This window comes from Maribacter sp. 6B07 (genome assembly GCF_002700155.1).
GTDB classification, from domain to species: Bacteria; Bacteroidota; Bacteroidia; order Flavobacteriales; family Flavobacteriaceae; genus Maribacter; species Maribacter dokdonensis.
In genome coordinates, this window is record NZ_PDUT01000002.1 from 227,254 (window position 1) to 244,853 (window position 17,600).

20 protein-coding genes are annotated in these 17,600 nt (G+C 37.9%); 9 read left to right on the plus strand and 11 right to left on the minus strand.

Going from position 1 to position 17,600, the window contains the following annotated elements; all coding sequences use genetic code 11:
- Window position 1 precedes the first annotated feature (1 nt).
- Window positions 2-1,012 carry a lipase family protein gene (locus tag CSC80_RS10680; RefSeq protein ID WP_099191736.1) on the plus strand — a complete coding sequence of 337 codons (1,011 nt, stop codon included), beginning with the start codon at window positions 2-4 and terminating at the stop codon, window positions 1,010-1,012.
- A gap of 404 nt (window positions 1,013-1,416) precedes the next feature.
- On the opposite strand, the gene CSC80_RS10685 is transcribed toward CSC80_RS10680, so the two are convergent.
- A complete protein-coding gene (locus CSC80_RS10685; protein WP_099191738.1) occupies window positions 1,417-1,662 on the minus strand; it encodes a hypothetical protein in 246 nt (81 codons plus the stop codon).
- Window positions 1,663-1,820: 158 nt separating this feature from the next.
- Between CSC80_RS10685 and CSC80_RS19325 the strand changes: the two genes are divergently transcribed.
- From CSC80_RS19325 to CSC80_RS19695, 6 genes are all read left to right on the plus strand, one after another.
- Entirely contained in the window at window positions 1,821-2,039 is a 219-nt protein-coding gene (locus CSC80_RS19325; RefSeq protein ID WP_143751739.1) for a hypothetical protein, read from the plus strand.
- A 64-nt stretch (window positions 2,040-2,103) separates the two neighbouring features.
- Window positions 2,104-2,835, plus strand: coding sequence for a DUF6088 family protein (locus CSC80_RS10695; protein WP_099191741.1), 732 nt, complete (start codon window positions 2,104-2,106; stop codon window positions 2,833-2,835).
- Window positions 2,832-3,011: a hypothetical protein gene (locus CSC80_RS19685; protein WP_236973375.1), complete on the plus strand. Its 180-nt coding sequence runs from the start codon at window positions 2,832-2,834 to the stop codon at window positions 3,009-3,011. The genes CSC80_RS10695 and CSC80_RS19685 overlap by 4 nt, the downstream gene beginning before the upstream one ends.
- 48 nt (window positions 3,012-3,059) lie before the next feature.
- Window positions 3,060-3,320: a hypothetical protein gene (locus CSC80_RS19760; protein WP_262497241.1), complete on the plus strand. Its 261-nt coding sequence runs from the start codon at window positions 3,060-3,062 to the stop codon at window positions 3,318-3,320.
- A 1-nt stretch (window position 3,321) separates the two neighbouring features.
- Complete coding sequence (locus CSC80_RS19765) at window positions 3,322-3,531, plus strand: nucleotidyl transferase AbiEii/AbiGii toxin family protein (protein ID WP_262497238.1); 210 nt, start codon at window positions 3,322-3,324, stop codon at window positions 3,529-3,531.
- A 30-nt stretch (window positions 3,532-3,561) separates the two neighbouring features.
- Complete coding sequence (locus tag CSC80_RS19695) at window positions 3,562-3,810, plus strand: hypothetical protein (protein ID WP_236973376.1); 249 nt, start codon at window positions 3,562-3,564, stop codon at window positions 3,808-3,810.
- A 284-nt stretch (window positions 3,811-4,094) separates the two neighbouring features.
- Here CSC80_RS19695 and CSC80_RS19605 read toward each other — a convergent pair whose 3' ends face one another.
- The 4 genes from CSC80_RS19605 to CSC80_RS10720 all read right to left on the minus strand — a co-directional run bounded on the left by CSC80_RS19605 (window position 4,095) and on the right by CSC80_RS10720 (window position 8,381).
- Window positions 4,095-4,220, minus strand: a complete 126-nt coding sequence (locus tag CSC80_RS19605; protein ID WP_201796632.1) for a VOC family protein — start codon at window positions 4,218-4,220, stop codon at window positions 4,095-4,097.
- Between the two features lie 56 nt (window positions 4,221-4,276).
- Window positions 4,277-6,802: a tetratricopeptide repeat protein gene (locus CSC80_RS10710; protein ID WP_099191743.1), complete on the minus strand. Its 2,526-nt coding sequence runs from the start codon at window positions 6,800-6,802 to the stop codon at window positions 4,277-4,279.
- A 3-nt stretch (window positions 6,803-6,805) separates the two neighbouring features.
- Window positions 6,806-7,441: a carboxypeptidase-like regulatory domain-containing protein gene (locus tag CSC80_RS10715; RefSeq protein ID WP_099191745.1), complete on the minus strand. Its 636-nt coding sequence runs from the start codon at window positions 7,439-7,441 to the stop codon at window positions 6,806-6,808.
- 541 nt (window positions 7,442-7,982) lie between these two features.
- On the minus strand, window positions 7,983-8,381 hold the full coding sequence (locus CSC80_RS10720; protein WP_099191747.1) for a helix-turn-helix transcriptional regulator: 399 nt from the start codon (window positions 8,379-8,381) through the stop codon (window positions 7,983-7,985).
- 140 nt (window positions 8,382-8,521) lie between these two features.
- On the opposite strand from CSC80_RS10720, the gene CSC80_RS10725 reads away from it, so the two are divergent.
- Window positions 8,522-9,811, plus strand: a complete 1,290-nt coding sequence (locus CSC80_RS10725) for a HEPN domain-containing protein (protein WP_099191749.1) — start codon at window positions 8,522-8,524, stop codon at window positions 9,809-9,811.
- A gap of 201 nt (window positions 9,812-10,012) precedes the next feature.
- Here CSC80_RS10725 and CSC80_RS10730 read toward each other — a convergent pair whose 3' ends face one another.
- The 6 genes from CSC80_RS10730 to CSC80_RS10755 all read right to left on the minus strand — a co-directional run bounded on the left by CSC80_RS10730 (window position 10,013) and on the right by CSC80_RS10755 (window position 14,329).
- Window positions 10,013-10,486 (minus strand): DUF6730 family protein, encoded by a 474-nt coding sequence (locus CSC80_RS10730; protein ID WP_099191751.1) that lies wholly within the window; start codon window positions 10,484-10,486, stop codon window positions 10,013-10,015.
- An 11-nt stretch (window positions 10,487-10,497) separates the two neighbouring features.
- Window positions 10,498-11,367 (minus strand): relaxase/mobilization nuclease domain-containing protein, encoded by an 870-nt coding sequence (locus CSC80_RS10735; protein WP_099191753.1) that lies wholly within the window; start codon window positions 11,365-11,367, stop codon window positions 10,498-10,500.
- Window positions 11,364-11,669, minus strand: coding sequence for a mobilization protein MbpA (gene mbpA, locus CSC80_RS19790; RefSeq protein ID WP_099191755.1), 306 nt, complete (start codon window positions 11,667-11,669; stop codon window positions 11,364-11,366). The genes CSC80_RS10735 and mbpA overlap by 4 nt, the downstream gene beginning before the upstream one ends.
- Entirely contained in the window at window positions 11,666-12,628 is a 963-nt protein-coding gene (locus CSC80_RS10745; protein WP_099191757.1) for a toprim domain-containing protein, read from the minus strand. Before CSC80_RS10745 ends, mbpA begins: the two co-directional genes overlap by 4 nt.
- Before the next feature lie 220 nt (window positions 12,629-12,848).
- The gene (locus CSC80_RS10750; protein ID WP_099191759.1) at window positions 12,849-14,045 is read right to left on the minus strand and encodes a VapE domain-containing protein; all 1,197 of its coding nucleotides are present in this window, start codon (window positions 14,043-14,045) and stop codon (window positions 12,849-12,851) included.
- Window positions 14,042-14,329, minus strand: a complete 288-nt coding sequence (locus tag CSC80_RS10755; protein WP_099191761.1) for a helix-turn-helix domain-containing protein — start codon at window positions 14,327-14,329, stop codon at window positions 14,042-14,044. Before CSC80_RS10755 ends, CSC80_RS10750 begins: the two co-directional genes overlap by 4 nt.
- Before the next feature lie 546 nt (window positions 14,330-14,875).
- Here CSC80_RS10755 and CSC80_RS10760 point away from each other — a divergent pair.
- On the plus strand, window positions 14,876-17,599 hold the full coding sequence (locus tag CSC80_RS10760; protein ID WP_099191763.1) for a T9SS type A sorting domain-containing protein: 2,724 nt from the start codon (window positions 14,876-14,878) through the stop codon (window positions 17,597-17,599).
- Window position 17,600 lies beyond the last annotated feature (1 nt).

Consider the following 17,600-nt stretch of genomic DNA (forward strand, 5'->3'; position numbering starts at 1 on the left):
TATGAGCTTAGCAAATTTAATCCTTGATGAGACTGATCAACCCCATATTTCAGGACTCTTATTCGCATCACTATCGGATATTGTTTATGAAATCGATATCGACACAAGAAAACAACGGTATGAAATGCTTGGATTAGAGGAATGTGATACTCTATTTCATAATTTATTAGCTGTAGGTGATATTGAATGTTCAATATTGAAATCAGAAAACAAATTGATTATTGTTATTAGAGGTTCGGAAGGGCTCGATGATGCACCCAATATTATAGATTGGCTTAGTGATGCAAGTATAGCTACTATTCCTTTTTGTGGAACAACGTTTATACATAAGGGATTTGCGAGTCTAGCTACTTTACTTATTCCAGAGATTTTGGCGAGAATTCGTATACATTCGGATATTGAAGAAGTTTGGTTGACAGGACATAGCCTAGGAGGTGCGATAGCTCAAGCTGTAGGTTATTGTCTACATACACTGCATCCAATCGATGTCAAACGTGTAATTACTTTTGGGGCACCTCGCATCGGTGGTGCATTGAAATGGGCAGCCCCTGCTAAAATATCGAATTTCAAATTAGATTATTGGGTCAACTCAGGAGATCCAGGTCCTAGAGTACCATCAGTAGGTTTAATTAATCCTTTAGATCCAAGAACATTTCATCCAGTCTTTTGGAAACATTACGGACGATTAAATTATATAGACTGGTCAAATTCAAGAATCGATTTTGATGATACTCAAGTCTTTGGACCTCTTATTGATGCTGCAGAACTAGATTTTTCTGAACATAAAATCGTAAGTTATAAACATAGAATTTTTGATTTGATGCCCGATAATGAAAAAGAATCTATTAAGAGCTTTTTCCAAACTAGATTTTGCTTAAGCTTTTTATTTGAACGAGCAGCAACAGAAGACGCTGAAATCAATAGGAATAATAGCTTAAGAAGCCTATTGATTAATATTGGTCTCTCGGAAGAGAAATATTCATTAAAACTTTTAATGCTTCGTTTTCTATAATATCTGTTTCAAATTACTTAAAGTATCTGATTTTTTAGAACATTAGTAATAATAGAAAAGAATCAAAATCTAAACTTTTCTACCCAAGAACTACCTAACTTCAAAATTCAGAAAAAATCTTTTATCAATTGTTTTGTCTGTTTGTATGATATCTTGCAATATTAGACTTTTTTAAAGCTCTAACTAATTTAGTATATGTAACTACTTGGGTTTAATTACTTTATAATTGAAGTATAATATTAAACCATAAATGATTATATAGGCAATTACCTAATTGATAACCATAGAGAGGGTAGGGGCAAGTAAATTTTAATTGGTAAGTTCTTTCAATTTGGAGTTGTTGAGTTTACGGATTCGAATGCGATTTTGATTTATTTTAGAAAGAGTCATAATTTGAACTGACACTATACTTTGTTTTTGTTTTCAAAGTATAGTACAATACCCTCACATATAATTTCCTTTATTGGGCAATCTCTTTCATATGCTTCTTTTTTTAAAGATTTTAAAAGTTCTTTGTCTAACCAAAATAAGAATTGTTTTTCGTTATCTGATTTTTTAGTCTTCGCTCTATGTATTTCTTGAAAAGGGTTTTTATTATAATCTCGGGTCTCTAAATCTTTGAAAATTTTAGAAAAGTTATTTTTTGCCATGTTTATATAGTTATATAATTATATAAGGTTAGTTAATTGATTTTAGATTTAGTTTCTCTAAAATAATATTTGTCAATAAATGAAATTGTAAATGAGCTTTTTCATTTCGGCGTACTCCTTGTACTAAAAATGATCTAGTTATATCGACCAGGTCGCTTATGAAAATTTCAGAAACTGGTACATTATATGATTTAAGTTTTTGGGTAACTTCTTTTGTAAGCGAAGTATTCGGTTTAACCATGTTCATTATTATTATCATTTCTGCTTTTTTAGAAATACTCTTAACGAGATTAATTGTTGCTGAAATTGCCATTACATCTAATACACCAACTAGGTTGAGGATACACAATGCAATCAAAGTTATCAGTATTTATTAATATATGTCCAGTTTTTTAATGAATAAACTGGACATTTTAAATACCTTTTTGTAAATTGCTTCTAATGAAAACCTCTGAATACATTGAAGATAAGATTAATAAGCTGCCAAAAGGGTACGTATTTACCTATATGGATTTTATGAATGAGGTGGCTAGGAGAGAAGCCATTATTAAACACCTGAATAGAATGTCCGCTTCCGGTAAGATAAACAAGCTTTCCAAAGGTAAATACTTCAAGCCGCAGGAAACCGTATTCGGTACTTTGTTGCCAGACCAACACCAAATTGTAAAAGACTTGTTGGAGGAAGATGGTAAATTTGTCGGATATATTACAGGGTATAGCGTTTATAATTCTCTGGGACTTACTACACAGGTAAGTAGTACGATCCAGATAGGCAAACGGGAGATAAGGCCTTCTTTTAAAAGAGGACGTTTTAGAATCTCGTTCATCAAACAAAGGAATACCATTAATAAGGAGAATATTCCCCTTTTGCGATTGTTGGATGCCATACGTTACATCAAGAAAATACCCGATACCACCATTGAAAAAAGTTGTATCCGATTGATGGCGTTATTGCGTGGATTGAAGGCTGACGAACAGATTAAACTTATAAAATTGGCTTTTAAATATTCTCCCGCAACCAGGGCTTTATTAGGTGCATTGCTAAGTGAGGTTGGTTGTAAGGGGGAGACTGAACTAAGGGGTCTTCAAGATAGTTTAAATCCAATAACGGTTTATAATCTTAATATTTCTGAAAAAGTGCTGTCAAATGCTAAATACTGGAATATAAAATGAAGCTGCACGAGAATGAATCACTTTTCAGACAAGCGGTACAAGTAACCGCAGAACGGATGGGTATTTTAGATATCTATATCGAAAAGGACTATTGGGTATGCTATGCCCTAAAACTGATTTTTGATAGTGCTATTAAAGATGAAGTCATATTTAAGGGCGGCACGGCCTTGTCTTAGTGCTATAAATTCATCGAACGTTTTTCTGAGGATATTGATTTAGTTGTAATACGAAGAAAAGAAGAGACAGGGAACCAATTAAAGACTAAGCTTAAAAAAATAACCGAGGAAATAACTTCGCCATTCGTAGAAGTAGAAATGGAAGGAATTACTAACAAAATGGGAATGATTCGAAAGATAGCCTATAACTATCCTAAAAGTTTCAAAGGAAATTATGGGCAGGTAAGAGATGCCATTATCATAGAAGCAACATGGCTAGGCTATTTTGAACCATACACCAAGAGAGTATTGAATACCTATATCTTATGATATGATGAATGCCACTAATCAAACAACAATGGCGGAAGAATATAACCTATTGCCTTTTGAAGCACTTGTATTGGATTCTAGAAGAACGCTTTGTGAAAAGCTAATGAGTTTGGTTCGGTTCTCACATACTGAAACGCCTATTGTTGATTTGAACGCTAAAATCAGACATGTGTATGATATTCATCAGCTATTGAAGGATAAAGTGGTTTAAGAGTTTTTCAGGTCGAGTGATTTCGATACAATGCTGCTAAAATTAGCTCATGATGATGTGCAGAGCTTTAAAAATAATAATGATTGGTTGAGGTATCATCCCAAAGAAGCTTTGATTTTCAAAAGCCCTGAAGAAACTTGGAAACAGCTGAAAGCAACATATCAAAATGATTTTAAGAATTTAGTTTATGGGGAGTTACCAAAATATGAGGAAGTGATGGCAACCATTAGTAAGGTGTCTAGCCGATTGTCCTATGTAAAATGGAAGGTCGCATTCTAAGATTTTATCGGATTTGTGAGTTGAACTTTATCTTTTGTCACATACCCCTTTATTGGAAACGGAAGGGTCTAGGAGATCCCATAAATTGCCATACAAATCTTTAAAAACGGTAACAGTTCCATAAGTTTCTTTTTTTGGAGGCTGTATGAAAGTAATCCCATGTACGACCATTTTTTTATAATCCCTATGAAATCATCAGTAAAAAGAAAAAGAAAGACCCTGCCACCGTCCGCCTTAGCGAGCACAAAGCTCCATTCCTTGGCTCTTGAAGGCGAAATCACGACCTAGCGTTTTAAATCATCAATTTGCGTATCCTCCAAAAGCTCAAAATCCAATTTTTTGGCATAAAATCGAATGGCCTCATCATAATCTTTAACCACTAAGGAAATATGTCCTATTCTCTGATACATTTAAGGTTTTTTATTCTTCTTTTAGTTTCATATTTAATTGGAATAGATAAGGTAACTTATTTAAGTTGCTTAAGTAGTTTAATAAATCCAGTGTTTTTTCTTAAAGCTTTAAAAGAACTATTCTCATTTAACCATTTTTTATCATCAAAACCCAATTCGATGGCTTGTTCGAGATACTTTAAGGCATTGTCGAAGTTTTTGGTCTCTGCAAAATACATAGCCAAATTTCGATTGGCTCTCCAATTTTCGGGGTTCTTGTTTAAATAATTGTCAAATGCATTTTTTGCTTCATTCAAGTTAGTATTCTTAAAATAGGATAACCCGATGTCGTTATAATACTCGGCTTCTGAGTACGCTGGATAAATTTCTAGAGCTTGTTGAAAACCTGAAATAGCATTTTCATAATCTTCTAATTGATAATAACAACTTCCAATAAATTGATACACCGGCATGGTTTGGCCTTCCGAAGCAATTTTATAACTGGGCTTTTTTGAAACGACCAATAAAAAATGTTCAAGCGAATTAGAGTACTTCTCTTTTTTATATAATTCCGCTCCTGTGCGTAATTCCAACTCAACGAAGAGATTGTCAATCATCTCTTGCTTAGGTCCATTATTGGGATAAATTTCCTTGAAAACGGAATTACATTTTTCATAGTAGTTATAAGCTAGTTTCAGGTCTTTTTTGGTTTTATACAATTGTGCCAAATTCCAGTAAATTTGTCCTAATTCTGCTTTATTTTCAGGGAAATCCTTCTCGATTGTTTTAAGTATATCTAATAAACATTTTTCTGATTCTTCTAATCTATTTGCCTCAAACAACAAAGAACACATGTTTATATTATCCTTTAGCTGAATGAATGTATTTCCTAAACTAGCTCTCTTCCTCATGTCAATACTTTTCTCAAAAATTCGAATCCCTTCATCATGCCTATTTAGTTTTACAAGATTCCAAGATTGAATCTGATAAGCATTTATTGAGTTCTCAGTAATTATATCATTTTCTTTTTCCAGAAGCGAAATCACCTTTTTAGTCAGTAATAAGGATTCATTATAATTTTCTTTTTGAGTAAGTATGTTTGCTTCAGTTAAATATGATTGGATAAATTGTGGGTGTTCCAGATTTTGAGTACTTAATCTAATATCCAATCCCTTTTTCGAGTAGATTTCAGCTTCATCGATTCTGCCTAACTCAATTAAAAGATTTGCCATATTAAAATAAATGGTAGCAAGTTCAGGGTTTGGTCTAATGTGAACTTTTTCAAGAAGTTTTATGGAACTTAATTGAGCATCCAAAGCCTTATCATATTCCAAAATAACCTTATAACCCTTGGCTAAATCGTCATAGGCAATTCCAAGTACTCTATTTTTGTCAAATTGTAATGCACTATTCTCTATTGTGTCAACACCCTTTTTTAAATAATATAAACCTTTCTCAAAATCTTTTAGCTTGATATATGAGTTTCCTATTTTGGAATAGGTTATGCCTAGAAAATTCATTTTTCCTGGGTCATCGGGGCTATTTTCAATTATTTCTTTTGCTTTTAGCTGAAAATCTAGGCCTTTTTCAGTGTTTCCCAGGGCTTCATTATAGACACCCAAGTTCATCATAACATTAGCGCGTCTTGGATTATTGAAGGTTTTCTCTTCTAACCAGAGGGAAAGGCCTTTTTCAAGACGGTTTAAAGAATTGTCATATTTTCCATCTAAAAAATAAATATGAGCGACTGAAGTATAAAACTCTGCTAGACCATCACCTTTGAAATTGTTGGTTTCAAATATTCTTATAATGTTTTCATAGCTTTTTATTACTTCTTCATATCTGAATTTAGGTAAAAGTAGATTTATTCTTAGGAAATAACCATTCAATATTTCCATAGTACTTTGGATAAATCTGATTTTTGAATCAACTTCTTCATTTTTTAAAGCTTCTTCACTTATTATTGCTAAAGCTTTTTCAACACCTTGACCAGACTCGATGGCCTTGACCGAATTTTGAACTAGTAAACTGGCTTTTGGTAAATTCAAGGAAGCAATGAATTCAGATAAATTTTCTGCTTGCTGCTGTGCTTGGTCTCTTTCTAGTCTTATCTTGTTTAGTTCCTCGGTCAACTCTTTTCTTTCACTCTTCTCAAGATTCGAGTCATCAAGTGACTTAGCAATTTTTTGTATATTCTTTGACAAATCTCCTAGATAATCATTTGCAATTAAATTATAGTATTTGATTGCTGATTTTTCTTTCTCTCCTGGATAACATACAATTAGGTCAATTGGCGAAGTATCCGGATTTTCAGGAATAGCCAAAAACTGTAACTGGGCTTCATTTACCAATTCAATTTCTTCTCCTTCGTTATTTGTTGGTCCAATTAGCAATCTTACTGGTTGACCGATTGATTTATTTGGACATTTAAGAATAAAAAGTCCATTTTCAAGGGAATATGTTGTACTACACCCAAATGCACTTATTTCAATTCCAGTAGCAGGTTTCCCATTACCTTGATAATAAGAAACAACTCCTTTAATTTGTTGAGAATGTAGCTGGTTTATAACTAAAATAAGTAATAATGAAATATACTTTTTCATGCTCTATTGTAGTGGTTCTAGCCGAATCTCCATCATAGTATTGGGGTAATAAATTTCAGTTTTAGATTTAAAGCCACTTTTTTTAATGGTTAGATTATAATAATCAGATATTGACGACACTCTATACCAATAAGGTAGGACCGTTTTGAATTGACCATTTGAGTTGGTATAAATCAAAGTGTCTGCATTAATGTAAATAGAGGCATCTGCTATAAAACTCTCCCCACTTTTGCTTCTAACCAATCCTTTTATCGTTCCTAAAGATTCATCTCTCTTTACTTCCAAGATAATGGGTTTACCATTAAAAATAAAAACTTTATTCTTATCCACCACTTCCCATCCTTGAGCCTCAAGTCCGATTTTTAGGGTATCACCAATACTATTTGACGTAATATCAGGAAAATTTGTCCTTCCATTGACTCCAATAGTTTCATTTAATGAACGATTTCCTAATGGAATGTTTATTCTACCCTGATTTTCTAAAACGGAATTCCCAAGTGTGTCCGTCACAAAGATTGTTAGTTGTTCAATTTGAGGCTTTTCATTACAACTTCGAATCCAAATAAATACAGTTCCTATTGCTATAATTATGCCGATTATAGCGTCAACTCTAAAAATATTATTCCAATTTATTTTCATTATTTTTGAATAACGTTTCCCTTAACTATTCAGTAACCGTTTTAATAGTTTTCGATTTACTTGAAATCCATATTATTTTCATATGTTTATTTACTGTTTGGTAAACCACTAAAATAGAAATAACCCTCCAATTTAACGATTAAGGACTGCTATAATATGGAATTATCTTATTTATCTTAATGATGTATGTCCTTGTAATCCTGTGGAAGCCCCAAATCTTGCCCAAAAACTTTACGGACGGATGCTGTGCGGTTTTTGCAGCATTCCGGTAGAGCGTCAAGCAGAAACCGCATGGGGCGCACACTACTTTTAATTTGGAACGTTATCTTTTTTATTTTAATTTATGACCAATATGTTTTTTATGATTATAAAGCTAATCCGTAAGCATTATCGAATAATTAGTATTTGATATAATTAGTACAATTGGGGGAATAATATAGAGGTGCAATAAAGAATAATTACTATAAAAAGCAAGCAAATTGTTTTAAAAGGATTTTATATAAAAACATAAATGTTGAATATTCAATCAATCAGGATGAATTTAATTTTTATCGAACCTTTTTTCCATAAATGCTACTTTATCTTTTTCTGCCTGTAGTAACCGTTCGTAAAGTTTCCGGTTCTCCTCATGGGCTTCCATTAGTTTATCCAATGGATTGAAAGTGCAATGTGTATTGAATGCGCTGCTGTCGTGGAAACTATTAAAGTAATTGAATATGGACTCCTCATTAAATTGTTGAATACCTTCCTTGGTTACCCCAAGTGCCTTTGCAATTTCATCCAGTTTGGCATCGTCCACTTTCTCACTGTTCTCGATGTTGGAAACCGCCTGTTGGCTGATGCCCAGTTCCTCGGCCAAGGTATCCTGCTTCATGCCTCGGAGTTCCCGGATTCTTCCGATTTTTCTACCTATATGGTTGTTCTTGGTCTTTGTCTCCATATCCCAAATATAGCTTGTTTCTAAAAATTAACCAATTGTAAAATACAAACTTCGATAATAAATTACAAGTCCATATGGTGGGATACGGGGAACTATGGTCCTATAATAATATGGAATAGAAAACTATAAGACATTGTGCCATGGACAACTACGTGAACATCCCCGAAAATTTTGAGAAAAGTAAGGAACTAAAGGCCTTAATGATCGATATCGTTAATGTTATCACCATCGATAGGGCCTTTCTCTCAGGACTACAGGAAGAGGGCGGAACAAAGTACCATATTGTAACCTTGTTCGTGGATACCGAGAACGAACCCATACCCAACGAAAAAGTATCATTTGTGATACGGACGGGAAAGCGGTACCCCGATTTCAGGATAAGGGTCTATACGGAGAACCAGTTCGAAATCGGTGTTGAAGTTGGCTCACTTTATTTCTTACGGCATTGCCTTTACGGAACCGTTATTTATACAGGGTCTGACAGTAAAAACCAATTCGACTATTCGGAAATGGCCATGGGTACTTTGGTCAAAAGGGCCAAACGGTATTTCGGTAAAGAAATAGGAAAGGTTGATGCCTTTGCCCGGGCCGCCGATGGGCTAATCGATGAAAGGGATTATGCTATTGCCACATTCAATATACACCAAGCCTATGAGCTTTCTTTCCGTTGCATTGAACAGATGTGTATCGGGAAAAGCAGGATTACCCACAGTATCATCAGTCATATCAACTATTGCAAGCCTTTCTTTCCAACGCTCCGGTCATTCTCCGAAACCTCGGATATGGAGGAAAACGAGCTACTGCTGCTCTTGGAACATGCCTATAATGTCGCACGTTACGGAAACGAGTTCGAGATTACCAAGGAACAGGTACTAAGGATACAGGGAGAACTTAAGGATTTCATAAATAAAGTACATGCTATATTTCAACGGCACCTTTCAAGTTGTATTCAAGGAATCGAACATCTCGGAGCCATGTTCGATAACGCATCCAAATCCGATCCAACGATTGAAAAAAAGGAAAGAGAAGAATTTCATTTGGGCGGCACAAAAGATGTTAAGAAAGAAATGGCCAATGAAGAAAAAAAAGAATACAGAACCAGACTGTTAAAAATCCAAAGGGCATTATCACATCGGGACGGACTGTTGAAGTCAGCAGGATATTCAAGTAACCGGAAACCATTGATGAAGGCAGAATTCCTTATTGGTAATAATGACGAACTCATGTTCAATCTATCCTGCTTGTTGAAAACCTGTGTGTTGGCATTGGAGGGCGAAGCCGGCTTTTCCCATTTCGCGCTTTCCAATGCGGATCCCAGGTCCAACGTAACAACGACTTTGGAGTTCATCATCAGCCTATTGCCCAGGGAGCAGATGATGGCCTTGGACGAGATTACCGAAGTCCTGACCGGACTCGATTTAACAAAGTAGTGGAAATAATAAGATACATTAGAGAACCGGACATCCTATTACTATCTGAGAGACACCATTTTCATATTATACACAATTCTGAATTTTACATTGTACAATCCTTTCCCAAATCTTACCATAACTTGACTGCGCGTGGATCCTATGGAAATTTTGTAGCGTTCCTGTAGATAAGCGTCAAGCAAAAATTCCATAGGGCGCACCCTACTTTCGGTTTGGAACACTATCCTTTTTCTGTATCCATTTCCGGTACGATTCGTAATGACCGGGATTCTGGTCAAAATAACCTCTCAGCTCAGAGATTACTTCTTTCCCTTCGTTGGTAAAGGCCTTTTCTCGGACAACATTTGTCCCAGATACTTTGAAGCTCAAATAGCCGATGATGACCAAGGAGATGAACCAAATCGAGTAAAGTATCCATAACTGTACCTTTGGAACCAATCTTGCTTTTGAAATCTGACTACTGATATCCTGAACCGACTCCTGAAGCTTTTCGGTTTTGGTCATCTCAGAATTCAGATGTTCACGGAGCAATCGTTCGATTTCCGAAGTATCGGGTATCACGTTGATGTTGTCCGTATGTTGGGTCAATTTTTCCAATCTAACGATGGATTTGTTGAACCCGTCCAACTCGTCGGTGAGCAGTTCCATTACTTCATCCAGTTTTTTATATCCCATAGCTTCTTGTTTTAAAATCCTATTCCGGTATCGATGGCCCTTTTAATGGTTTTTTTGATAATGTTCTTGGCGATGCTTGTGGCCAAATTGGAACTCATTTCAAGGGTCTTCCCCATAAGTTGGACCGATTTTCCGATTTCTTTTGGTTTGGCAATCCCTTTGTTCTGGGAAAGTTGCGCCATGATCCTTCCCCCAGACATGGAGCGGTGCACCTCGCTTGCCTTAAAGTTATGGCCCTCATACTGGAACCGGAATCCTTGTAACTTGTTCGCTTTATTGATGGTCGGAATGACTTCCACGTTCCTTTCTTTCATGATCTTGATATAACTATCCAATGTTTTTGGCCTGTCGCTCTCCATTACTTTATGATGGATCTCCTTTATTTCAAACCGGATCTTTATGGAATCCAGGTCCTTTTCCATTTGTACCTCCTTGACCGTGGTCAGTCCCATTTGTTTGGCGACCCGTTCAGCAGCCAACTGGCTCTGTTTACCAATGAAACTGTCATTATAGGCCCTGCCGTCGAAACCGATACGGTTTACGTACAGATGCACATGGGTATGAGCCTGGTCCCTATGGACAAAGGCGATCGCCTGCCGTTCCTTTAAGCCCATTTCCTTGATAAAACGTTGGGACAGTTCCCATAGCTTTTTCTTTGACAGGCTTTTCCCGTCCTGGACGGTAGGGCTCAGGATAAAGCTCAAGGTGTTCTTTTGGCAACGGCCATTCTCTTGCTGTATCAATTTGAACTCCTCCGTGATCTCCTGAGGATCTGTTCCCGCCAAATGTTGGCTAAATACGATTTCAGCATCCTTCTCTTGGTTCCAGCCGTATTCGATACTTGTACCCGTATGCGCTATGGATTTTCCCTTTCCGATCATTTTTTCCTTCTTTTGAAATTATTAAGATGGGTCCGTATTTCCTCCGCCAATTGCTCCACCTCGCTGGTCAGTTTGGGGTTGTGTTTCCTGAACATATTTCCGATCCGGGTAAAATTCCCTTTGTACTTCACAAGCATTTTATAATGGTCCAATTGTTCCTCGGTCAAACGTTCGATGACGGTATGGCCGAATGCGGAGCTTCGGCAATATTCGGAGAGGGAAAGCCCTGCCCGTTCCGCTCTTTTTTGGAGCAGTTTTTTCTCATATATGGAGCACCTGAACTTGATATAGGTTCTTTTCATTTCTTTTTTTCTTTGCGACTATCGGGAGTAAAGCAAGATTGTTTTTGTGGCAACAAAAACACATCTTGCGCTCCCTGACCAAGTCTCTTTTTAGTAGTATAGATGAGCCATTCGTTCATGTCCTTGAATTCTTTATATAGCATTGACATGTCCACGCAGTTACTGGAACTGGCCATCAATTTTTGGCTCGTCCGTTTGCCGTTTTGGTCATTGTCGAGATATAGTTCCACGCTCGAATATCTCTTCGGTACCGACATAACTTTTTCGATTAAGACTGTCGAGTTCATTATTAAAAAATCAGTTTTATACTTTAACTCCGGTCGATGGCATAGAATGGAAAAGAAATCGAACATACCTTCCGTTATCACAAGTCTGTCGTAACCGTTTTGAATAAATTTGATATCCTTGGACATGGTACAGCTTTTGATGTACTTGTTTCGGAGTTCCCAACCGCCGGAATCATTTCGTAGGCCGACGGCGAAAAAGTGTTTTCCCTTGAAGGTATAGTGGACTTCCTTACTGTAGCTCTTAACGATTTCCATATCGATTCTTCTCGATTTTATATAGCCCGACAAAGCAGGATGGGATATCGACTTTACCGCTATGATAGTGACCTTGTCTTCTACTGGTTCCTGTCCCTTAAAAAGCGGATGCCGGTGAAAAGAAAAAGAGTTCGAGTCCTGTTCTAAAAACCTTAAAGTTTCCTTTACCGGGGAATTGTTGATTTTACATATCAGGTCGATAACATTCCCCCCTTTTCCTTCTCCATGGTCGTACCATCTATTGAGTTTTTTGGACACCTTGAAAGAGGCTTGGGTCTCTGAGCGGAAAGGGCTCAGGAACCAAGCTTCTTTTTCGTTCGTTTTGGTCGGAAAGTGCCCGAGTTTTGCCAGCGCCTTTTCGATGGGAAAAGCTCGGGCTCTTTCACACGATAACTTAATTGTTCTTTTTTTCTTCATCAGCTTAATTTTCGTTATTTCTCCTACCTTTCTACCTGAACCAATGAATACGGTGCTTTAGACTTAGGTCACAGTAATTTTTAATGTTGCCTATCTTACCTAATAGGTAGGTTAGGTAACCTTTAGGTAAGATGGTATTGAAACATCCTACCTTGATTCGCATCTCATATTTGTTAGCTTCCTTGTTCGCTAGGTAACTAGGTAGGTAGTATTCTGTATTTTATGATTGTTCCATTTCCCAAGGGCTATCCATGAACAGCGGTCTCGCTAGATAGCCATAAACTTGCCGTTTGGGGTGTTTTACTTTCTGAAAGCCGAAACCAGCAAGGGCACGCCCGATATTGATGTGGTTCAACCGTAGGTTGAGCCTCCCGGTTGCGACCATAATATCCGAAGCGGTCTTGAAATCCTTCATGTCCGTGGATTTTTCGTAATACTTGGCAACGATTTCCTGTTCAGAGGTCAGTTTGGTATACCGTTTGTTGCGCTCCTCGTTCTCTTGAATGTCCAAAATTGTCAGTTCGGGATTGAAATCGGGGTCTGAATAGGCAAGATGGTACGCCTGGGTCCATACCTGTTTTATATCCACTTCCTTTGAATACGCAAAATCGATTTTTCCTTTGAGTTCAAAGCAGAGCCATCGAACCGATCCCGTCTCATCGTTTAGGAACGAGGACATGTTGGTGGAACCTAGGAAAGAACAAATTCTGGGAAGGGTGGTGTTCTTCTTATCATAGGGCAATCGCTCGTTGATAAAAGTTTTGGAGAAAAAGGACTTTAGCGCGTTCACATCCTTTTTGGAAAGCACTGCCAACTCGTCAAGATTGTACAGAAAGTTTCTGCACAACTGGATACGTGCATCCTTGTCGTTGCTGATGTCCTCGGCCATATATTCCGCCAGTTCGGGCGGACAAAGAAATCGGCACCACGTAGATTTACCGGAATTCTGCCCCTGATGGGACAGCACGAAGGCCTGTTTGTTGAAATAGTGTACCTCCAACGCACACTTTATTGTCCGTACCAGCCATTTCTTGAAATGATATTCAAAGGCTTCCTTCTCATATGTCGGTACATAGGAGGCTAATTTTAGTATATGATCCTGCCCGTCCCATTTAGGGAGGTTTTCAAAATATTCCCGGATGGGATTGCATTTTGGAATCCATTCCGACCGGATAAGGGTTTCCAGTTTCCCGTTGGGGATATCGATGCCCGCTTTTGCCAGTTCGATGATAAGGGAATTCAGGTTCAGGTACTGCCATTCCGTAGAATCCTTCAAGGCGATCTGGAAGTCATGGGAAATCTCGTTATATGTAATGTTATACTTGCCCTCCAAATATTCCATGGTATAGTCGTACACGGTCTTTTTCTTAGCGTCCTTTACATGGTAGAGTTGATTTCCATTGCGAAGCGAGGTCATGACCTTCTATTTTTGAGCGTGTACTTAAGTGCATCGTCGGCAATTTCGGCATGTGACTTTCTGTGGTTCCGTAGAAGCCAATCGTTGAGTTTGCATTTCTCGAAGAAAATCATCTTACCGTTCGGCTTTGAATGCGGAATGTTTCCCGAGGCCGTCAGTTTGTAGAGATAACTTCTGGATATTCCGGTGTAGTCGCAGGTCTCCTCGAAGGTGAGTACCTCTTTATTGGCCGTCAACAGCCTTTCCAAACGATCAAGTCGTTCGAATATTAAAATAGTGTCCATTTGTTTCTTTTTAAGATTATTAAATGAACAAAAGCGCTTTTGTTTTCCTTTGGATAAAGTTAATAGGAGGGAGGTAATTAAGCTCGTTTCTATACAATTTTTTATTCACAAAAGATTGTATTTCAATTGTTTATATCAAATCAGTTTAGATGGCACCAAAGAAAATTTGTAAAAGGTAATTTGGTGTCAAAACGACTCATACGACACCGATCGATATTTGTTAAAATCGGAAGAATTTTGAGTTATCAACAATTGTAAATTAAAATACCAAGAAAATAGGGATATTTGAAGGGCAAATGGCACATTTGGATTAATTCAAATGTGCCATTTTGTTCAACCAGCGGTATTAATAAAACTCAAAAGGAGGTCCTCTGAAAATAGGTTCATTGCATAGTCTTTAAAAAAGTTCCCTTTAGAAAACGTACATAATGGTCTCATGAACTTTTCTATTACAATTGATAGAAAATTTTACTTTTTATTAACAATTAATTTCTTACCCGATAATTTTCTTTCGTACATTTAATTTAGAACGTCAATCCATAAATCATGAAAAGAAAACTACTTTTAATCGTATTTACCTTCGTAATGTTTATTACCCGTTCGCAAGAGGATGCTACCATTGAAATCGAAAAGTACGAACAAAAACTAAATGCCATTGATAAGCAGTCTATCAAGACAAACTATTTATTGAACAAGGGCTTTCTGATGTCCGGTTTTTTGGATGATTTTTTCGCTTATGAAAACCATGATGAAGATGCATTCACAGAAAACAATCCTCAAAAGTTCAAGCTCCTCTATAAGGGAATGAGAAAATCAGATTTGAAAAACAGAAAAAGACTATCCCAATTTAGTTTTAGAGACCTAAAGGCTCAATATGCCGATAGGCCGAACATAGTACCTATTGGGGTTATACAGACAAGGGGAGAGTATCTGGACTCATTGCAGATTGAGGACAACATCCAGAAGTCAAGAAATAATTTTGCAATCGATGCCGATTACACAAAGTACTTGGTTTTCAATGCAGGTGTACTTTCGAAAAGAGTTTACTCTGGCAATATCACTTTCGAAGTGGTACCCGAACTTTTTCAGATTCAAAACCCTAAAAGTATTAAATCATTGAGTATCGATTTTTCCGACGGAAATGGCTTTAGGCCCTTGGATAGTCTAAGCAATTTCAAAGTGCGTTATGAAAGCATCGGGGAAAAGGTTGTGGCCGTGCAGTTTAAACAGGGTAAAAAAAGCTTTACGAGTTACAGTAGAATTAAGGTGGTCACATTGGATGACGAAGAAGCAGACATGGTCCTGTTCCCTGTGACCGGAGAGGTACAAAGCAGTAATGCCGCCATCTCCAGCAGCAAGACGGTGACCATTGGTCAAAGTGCGCGATCTACCTCTTCCACAGGTGGTAGTGCAACGGTGCACTTGGGCTGTGATGTGGTTTTTGACCAACCGGTAATCGTTATCGAAGGCTTTGACCCCATTAACGAGAACAGCAGCGCAAACTTACGTGCCAATTATACAACAAGCGGTGTAGAACGTATCTTTAGGGCCAATGGACATGATATGGTCTATTTTAATTTTCAAAATGGAGGTGCAGATATCATACAAAATGCTACTGTCATAAGGAACTTGATCGAACAGGTCAATCGAGAAAAGGTGGGTAATGAAAAAATAATAGTCATTGGAGAAAGTATGGGCGGAATAATCGCCCGACTGGCCATACGTAGCCTAGAAAGTTCAAACATAACACATAACATTAGCCACTATATCAGCTTTGATGCCCCGCACAAGGGCGCGAATCTGCCTGTAGGCTTTCAAAGCCTAGTGCGCCAAATCGATGATGTGAACATTCTGCCAGCAGATATTAAAGAGGACTTGGACGACGCACTCGAACGACTGGATGCGAAGGCCGCCCGGCAATTGTTAATTAGGTTCAACGGCCCAAATCCACACCCCGATTTTACATCACTTCAAAATGAATTGAACCGGGTTGGCTTCCCCCAAAGGGAAGGCATTCGTAATATCGCTATGGTAAACGGCGCCGTGGATGGCAGCCATGGCGATGCAGGTTTTTTTAATGTCCCCGGCAGTGAGATAATAGAAGCTCAAGGGGCTTTTGCCGGTCTTTTTACGGTTGGTGCGGAAGTAGTTAGCAATAATTTAGGAGGTACTACTAGAGTTTCTACATTAATTATAAGAACGGGTGGAATTCCTACTACGGATAAACGGGCCTTTTTCAATTTTAACAGTATTAACTATGATATAGCAAGTGGTGGTGGCGTGGACATTGAGCGGGAGGTAGATGCCCTAAATGGTTTTGATGTGGACATTCCCAACAGGTTTGTCACTTTTGTTCCGCTGTTCAGTAGTTTGGCGTCAACAAGAAGTACAACGAGCCAAACCGAACTGAACCGATCCGAAGCATATTTAAGGACCAGGGGGCAGGTCCCATTTAATCGTGTTTTCGGAAACATTAGGAATTCCGAGCATGTTAACGCTCCAACTATTGCCAATCAATGGAATCTATTTTTAACAAGTGAACTTGGACTAAACACTACCACCACCTGCAATCAGACCCCAAGTGCCACGATAAGACCTCCGAGCCCCAGGATAAACGGTTCCTATTTTTATACCTGCCAAAATAGCGGTGGAGACGTGACGTTACGAGTGGACAACGACCCGGACTTTCTGGGCAATGTTTATACCCATACATGGAGGGTGACCGGCCCAAGGTCGATGAGCGGTTCGGGCAACACGTTTAGAATGTCCTCGACCTTACCGGCAGGAGTATATACCGTTGCGGTAACACGTAGTTTTTCTTCGGCCACAATTAATGATTTGCCGGCGGCGTCACGTAACCGGGTCGGCACTTCAAGTAGTTCAAGGGCGTTCTCTGTATTGACTTCAAGCAACAGGATTTGTTCGAATGGTGGCGGTCCCGACCCAGGTCCAGGGGGTGGAATACCCTTAACGTTCGATCTTGGGGATTTCGAAATTGATGATGTGAGCGAGGTCGCTATTTGGCCCAACCCGTCCAGCGATATCATAAATGTTTCCTATAAGGTTGATGAAAAAAGTGAGGTTTTAGTATCTTTAATAGCAATAAACAACTTTTATAATAAGGTGATCTCATTAGGTGCCGAATTGCGTCAACCCGGTGAATATACGGATGGTTTTGATATTGGGACAATTGCCGATGGGGTTTATGTGTTGGTGGTGGATATTAATGGTGTTCAAACCAGAAAAAAGGTAATCATAAAAAACAAGTAGG

Coding starts and splice junctions, on each gene's coding strand:
- CSC80_RS10680 (WP_099191736.1), top strand. CDS start 2: ATGAGCTTAGCAAATTTAATCCTTGATGAGACTGATCAACCCCATATT.
- CSC80_RS10685 (WP_099191738.1), bottom strand. CDS start 1,662: ATGGCAAAAAATAACTTTTCTAAAATTTTCAAAGATTTAGAGACCCGA.
- CSC80_RS19325 (WP_143751739.1), top strand. CDS start 1,821: ATGAAAATTTCAGAAACTGGTACATTATATGATTTAAGTTTTTGGGTA.
- CSC80_RS10695 (WP_099191741.1), top strand. CDS start 2,104: ATGAAAACCTCTGAATACATTGAAGATAAGATTAATAAGCTGCCAAAA.
- CSC80_RS19685 (WP_236973375.1), top strand. CDS start 2,832: ATGAAGCTGCACGAGAATGAATCACTTTTCAGACAAGCGGTACAAGTA.
- CSC80_RS19765 (WP_262497238.1), top strand. CDS start 3,322: ATGATGAATGCCACTAATCAAACAACAATGGCGGAAGAATATAACCTA.
- CSC80_RS19695 (WP_236973376.1), top strand. CDS start 3,562: ATGCTGCTAAAATTAGCTCATGATGATGTGCAGAGCTTTAAAAATAAT.
- CSC80_RS19605 (WP_201796632.1), bottom strand. CDS start 4,220: ATGTATCAGAGAATAGGACATATTTCCTTAGTGGTTAAAGATTATGAT.
- CSC80_RS10710 (WP_099191743.1), bottom strand. CDS start 6,802: ATGAAAAAGTATATTTCATTATTACTTATTTTAGTTATAAACCAGCTA.
- CSC80_RS10715 (WP_099191745.1), bottom strand. CDS start 7,441: ATGAAAATAAATTGGAATAATATTTTTAGAGTTGACGCTATAATCGGC.
- CSC80_RS10720 (WP_099191747.1), bottom strand. CDS start 8,381: ATGGAGACAAAGACCAAGAACAACCATATAGGTAGAAAAATCGGAAGA.
- CSC80_RS10725 (WP_099191749.1), top strand. CDS start 8,522: ATGGACAACTACGTGAACATCCCCGAAAATTTTGAGAAAAGTAAGGAA.
- CSC80_RS10730 (WP_099191751.1), bottom strand. CDS start 10,486: ATGGGATATAAAAAACTGGATGAAGTAATGGAACTGCTCACCGACGAG.
- CSC80_RS10735 (WP_099191753.1), bottom strand. CDS start 11,367: ATGATCGGAAAGGGAAAATCCATAGCGCATACGGGTACAAGTATCGAA.
- mbpA (WP_099191755.1), bottom strand. CDS start 11,669: ATGAAAAGAACCTATATCAAGTTCAGGTGCTCCATATATGAGAAAAAA.
- CSC80_RS10745 (WP_099191757.1), bottom strand. CDS start 12,628: ATGAAGAAAAAAAGAACAATTAAGTTATCGTGTGAAAGAGCCCGAGCT.
- CSC80_RS10750 (WP_099191759.1), bottom strand. CDS start 14,045: ATGACCTCGCTTCGCAATGGAAATCAACTCTACCATGTAAAGGACGCT.
- CSC80_RS10755 (WP_099191761.1), bottom strand. CDS start 14,329: ATGGACACTATTTTAATATTCGAACGACTTGATCGTTTGGAAAGGCTG.
- CSC80_RS10760 (WP_099191763.1), top strand. CDS start 14,876: ATGAAAAGAAAACTACTTTTAATCGTATTTACCTTCGTAATGTTTATT.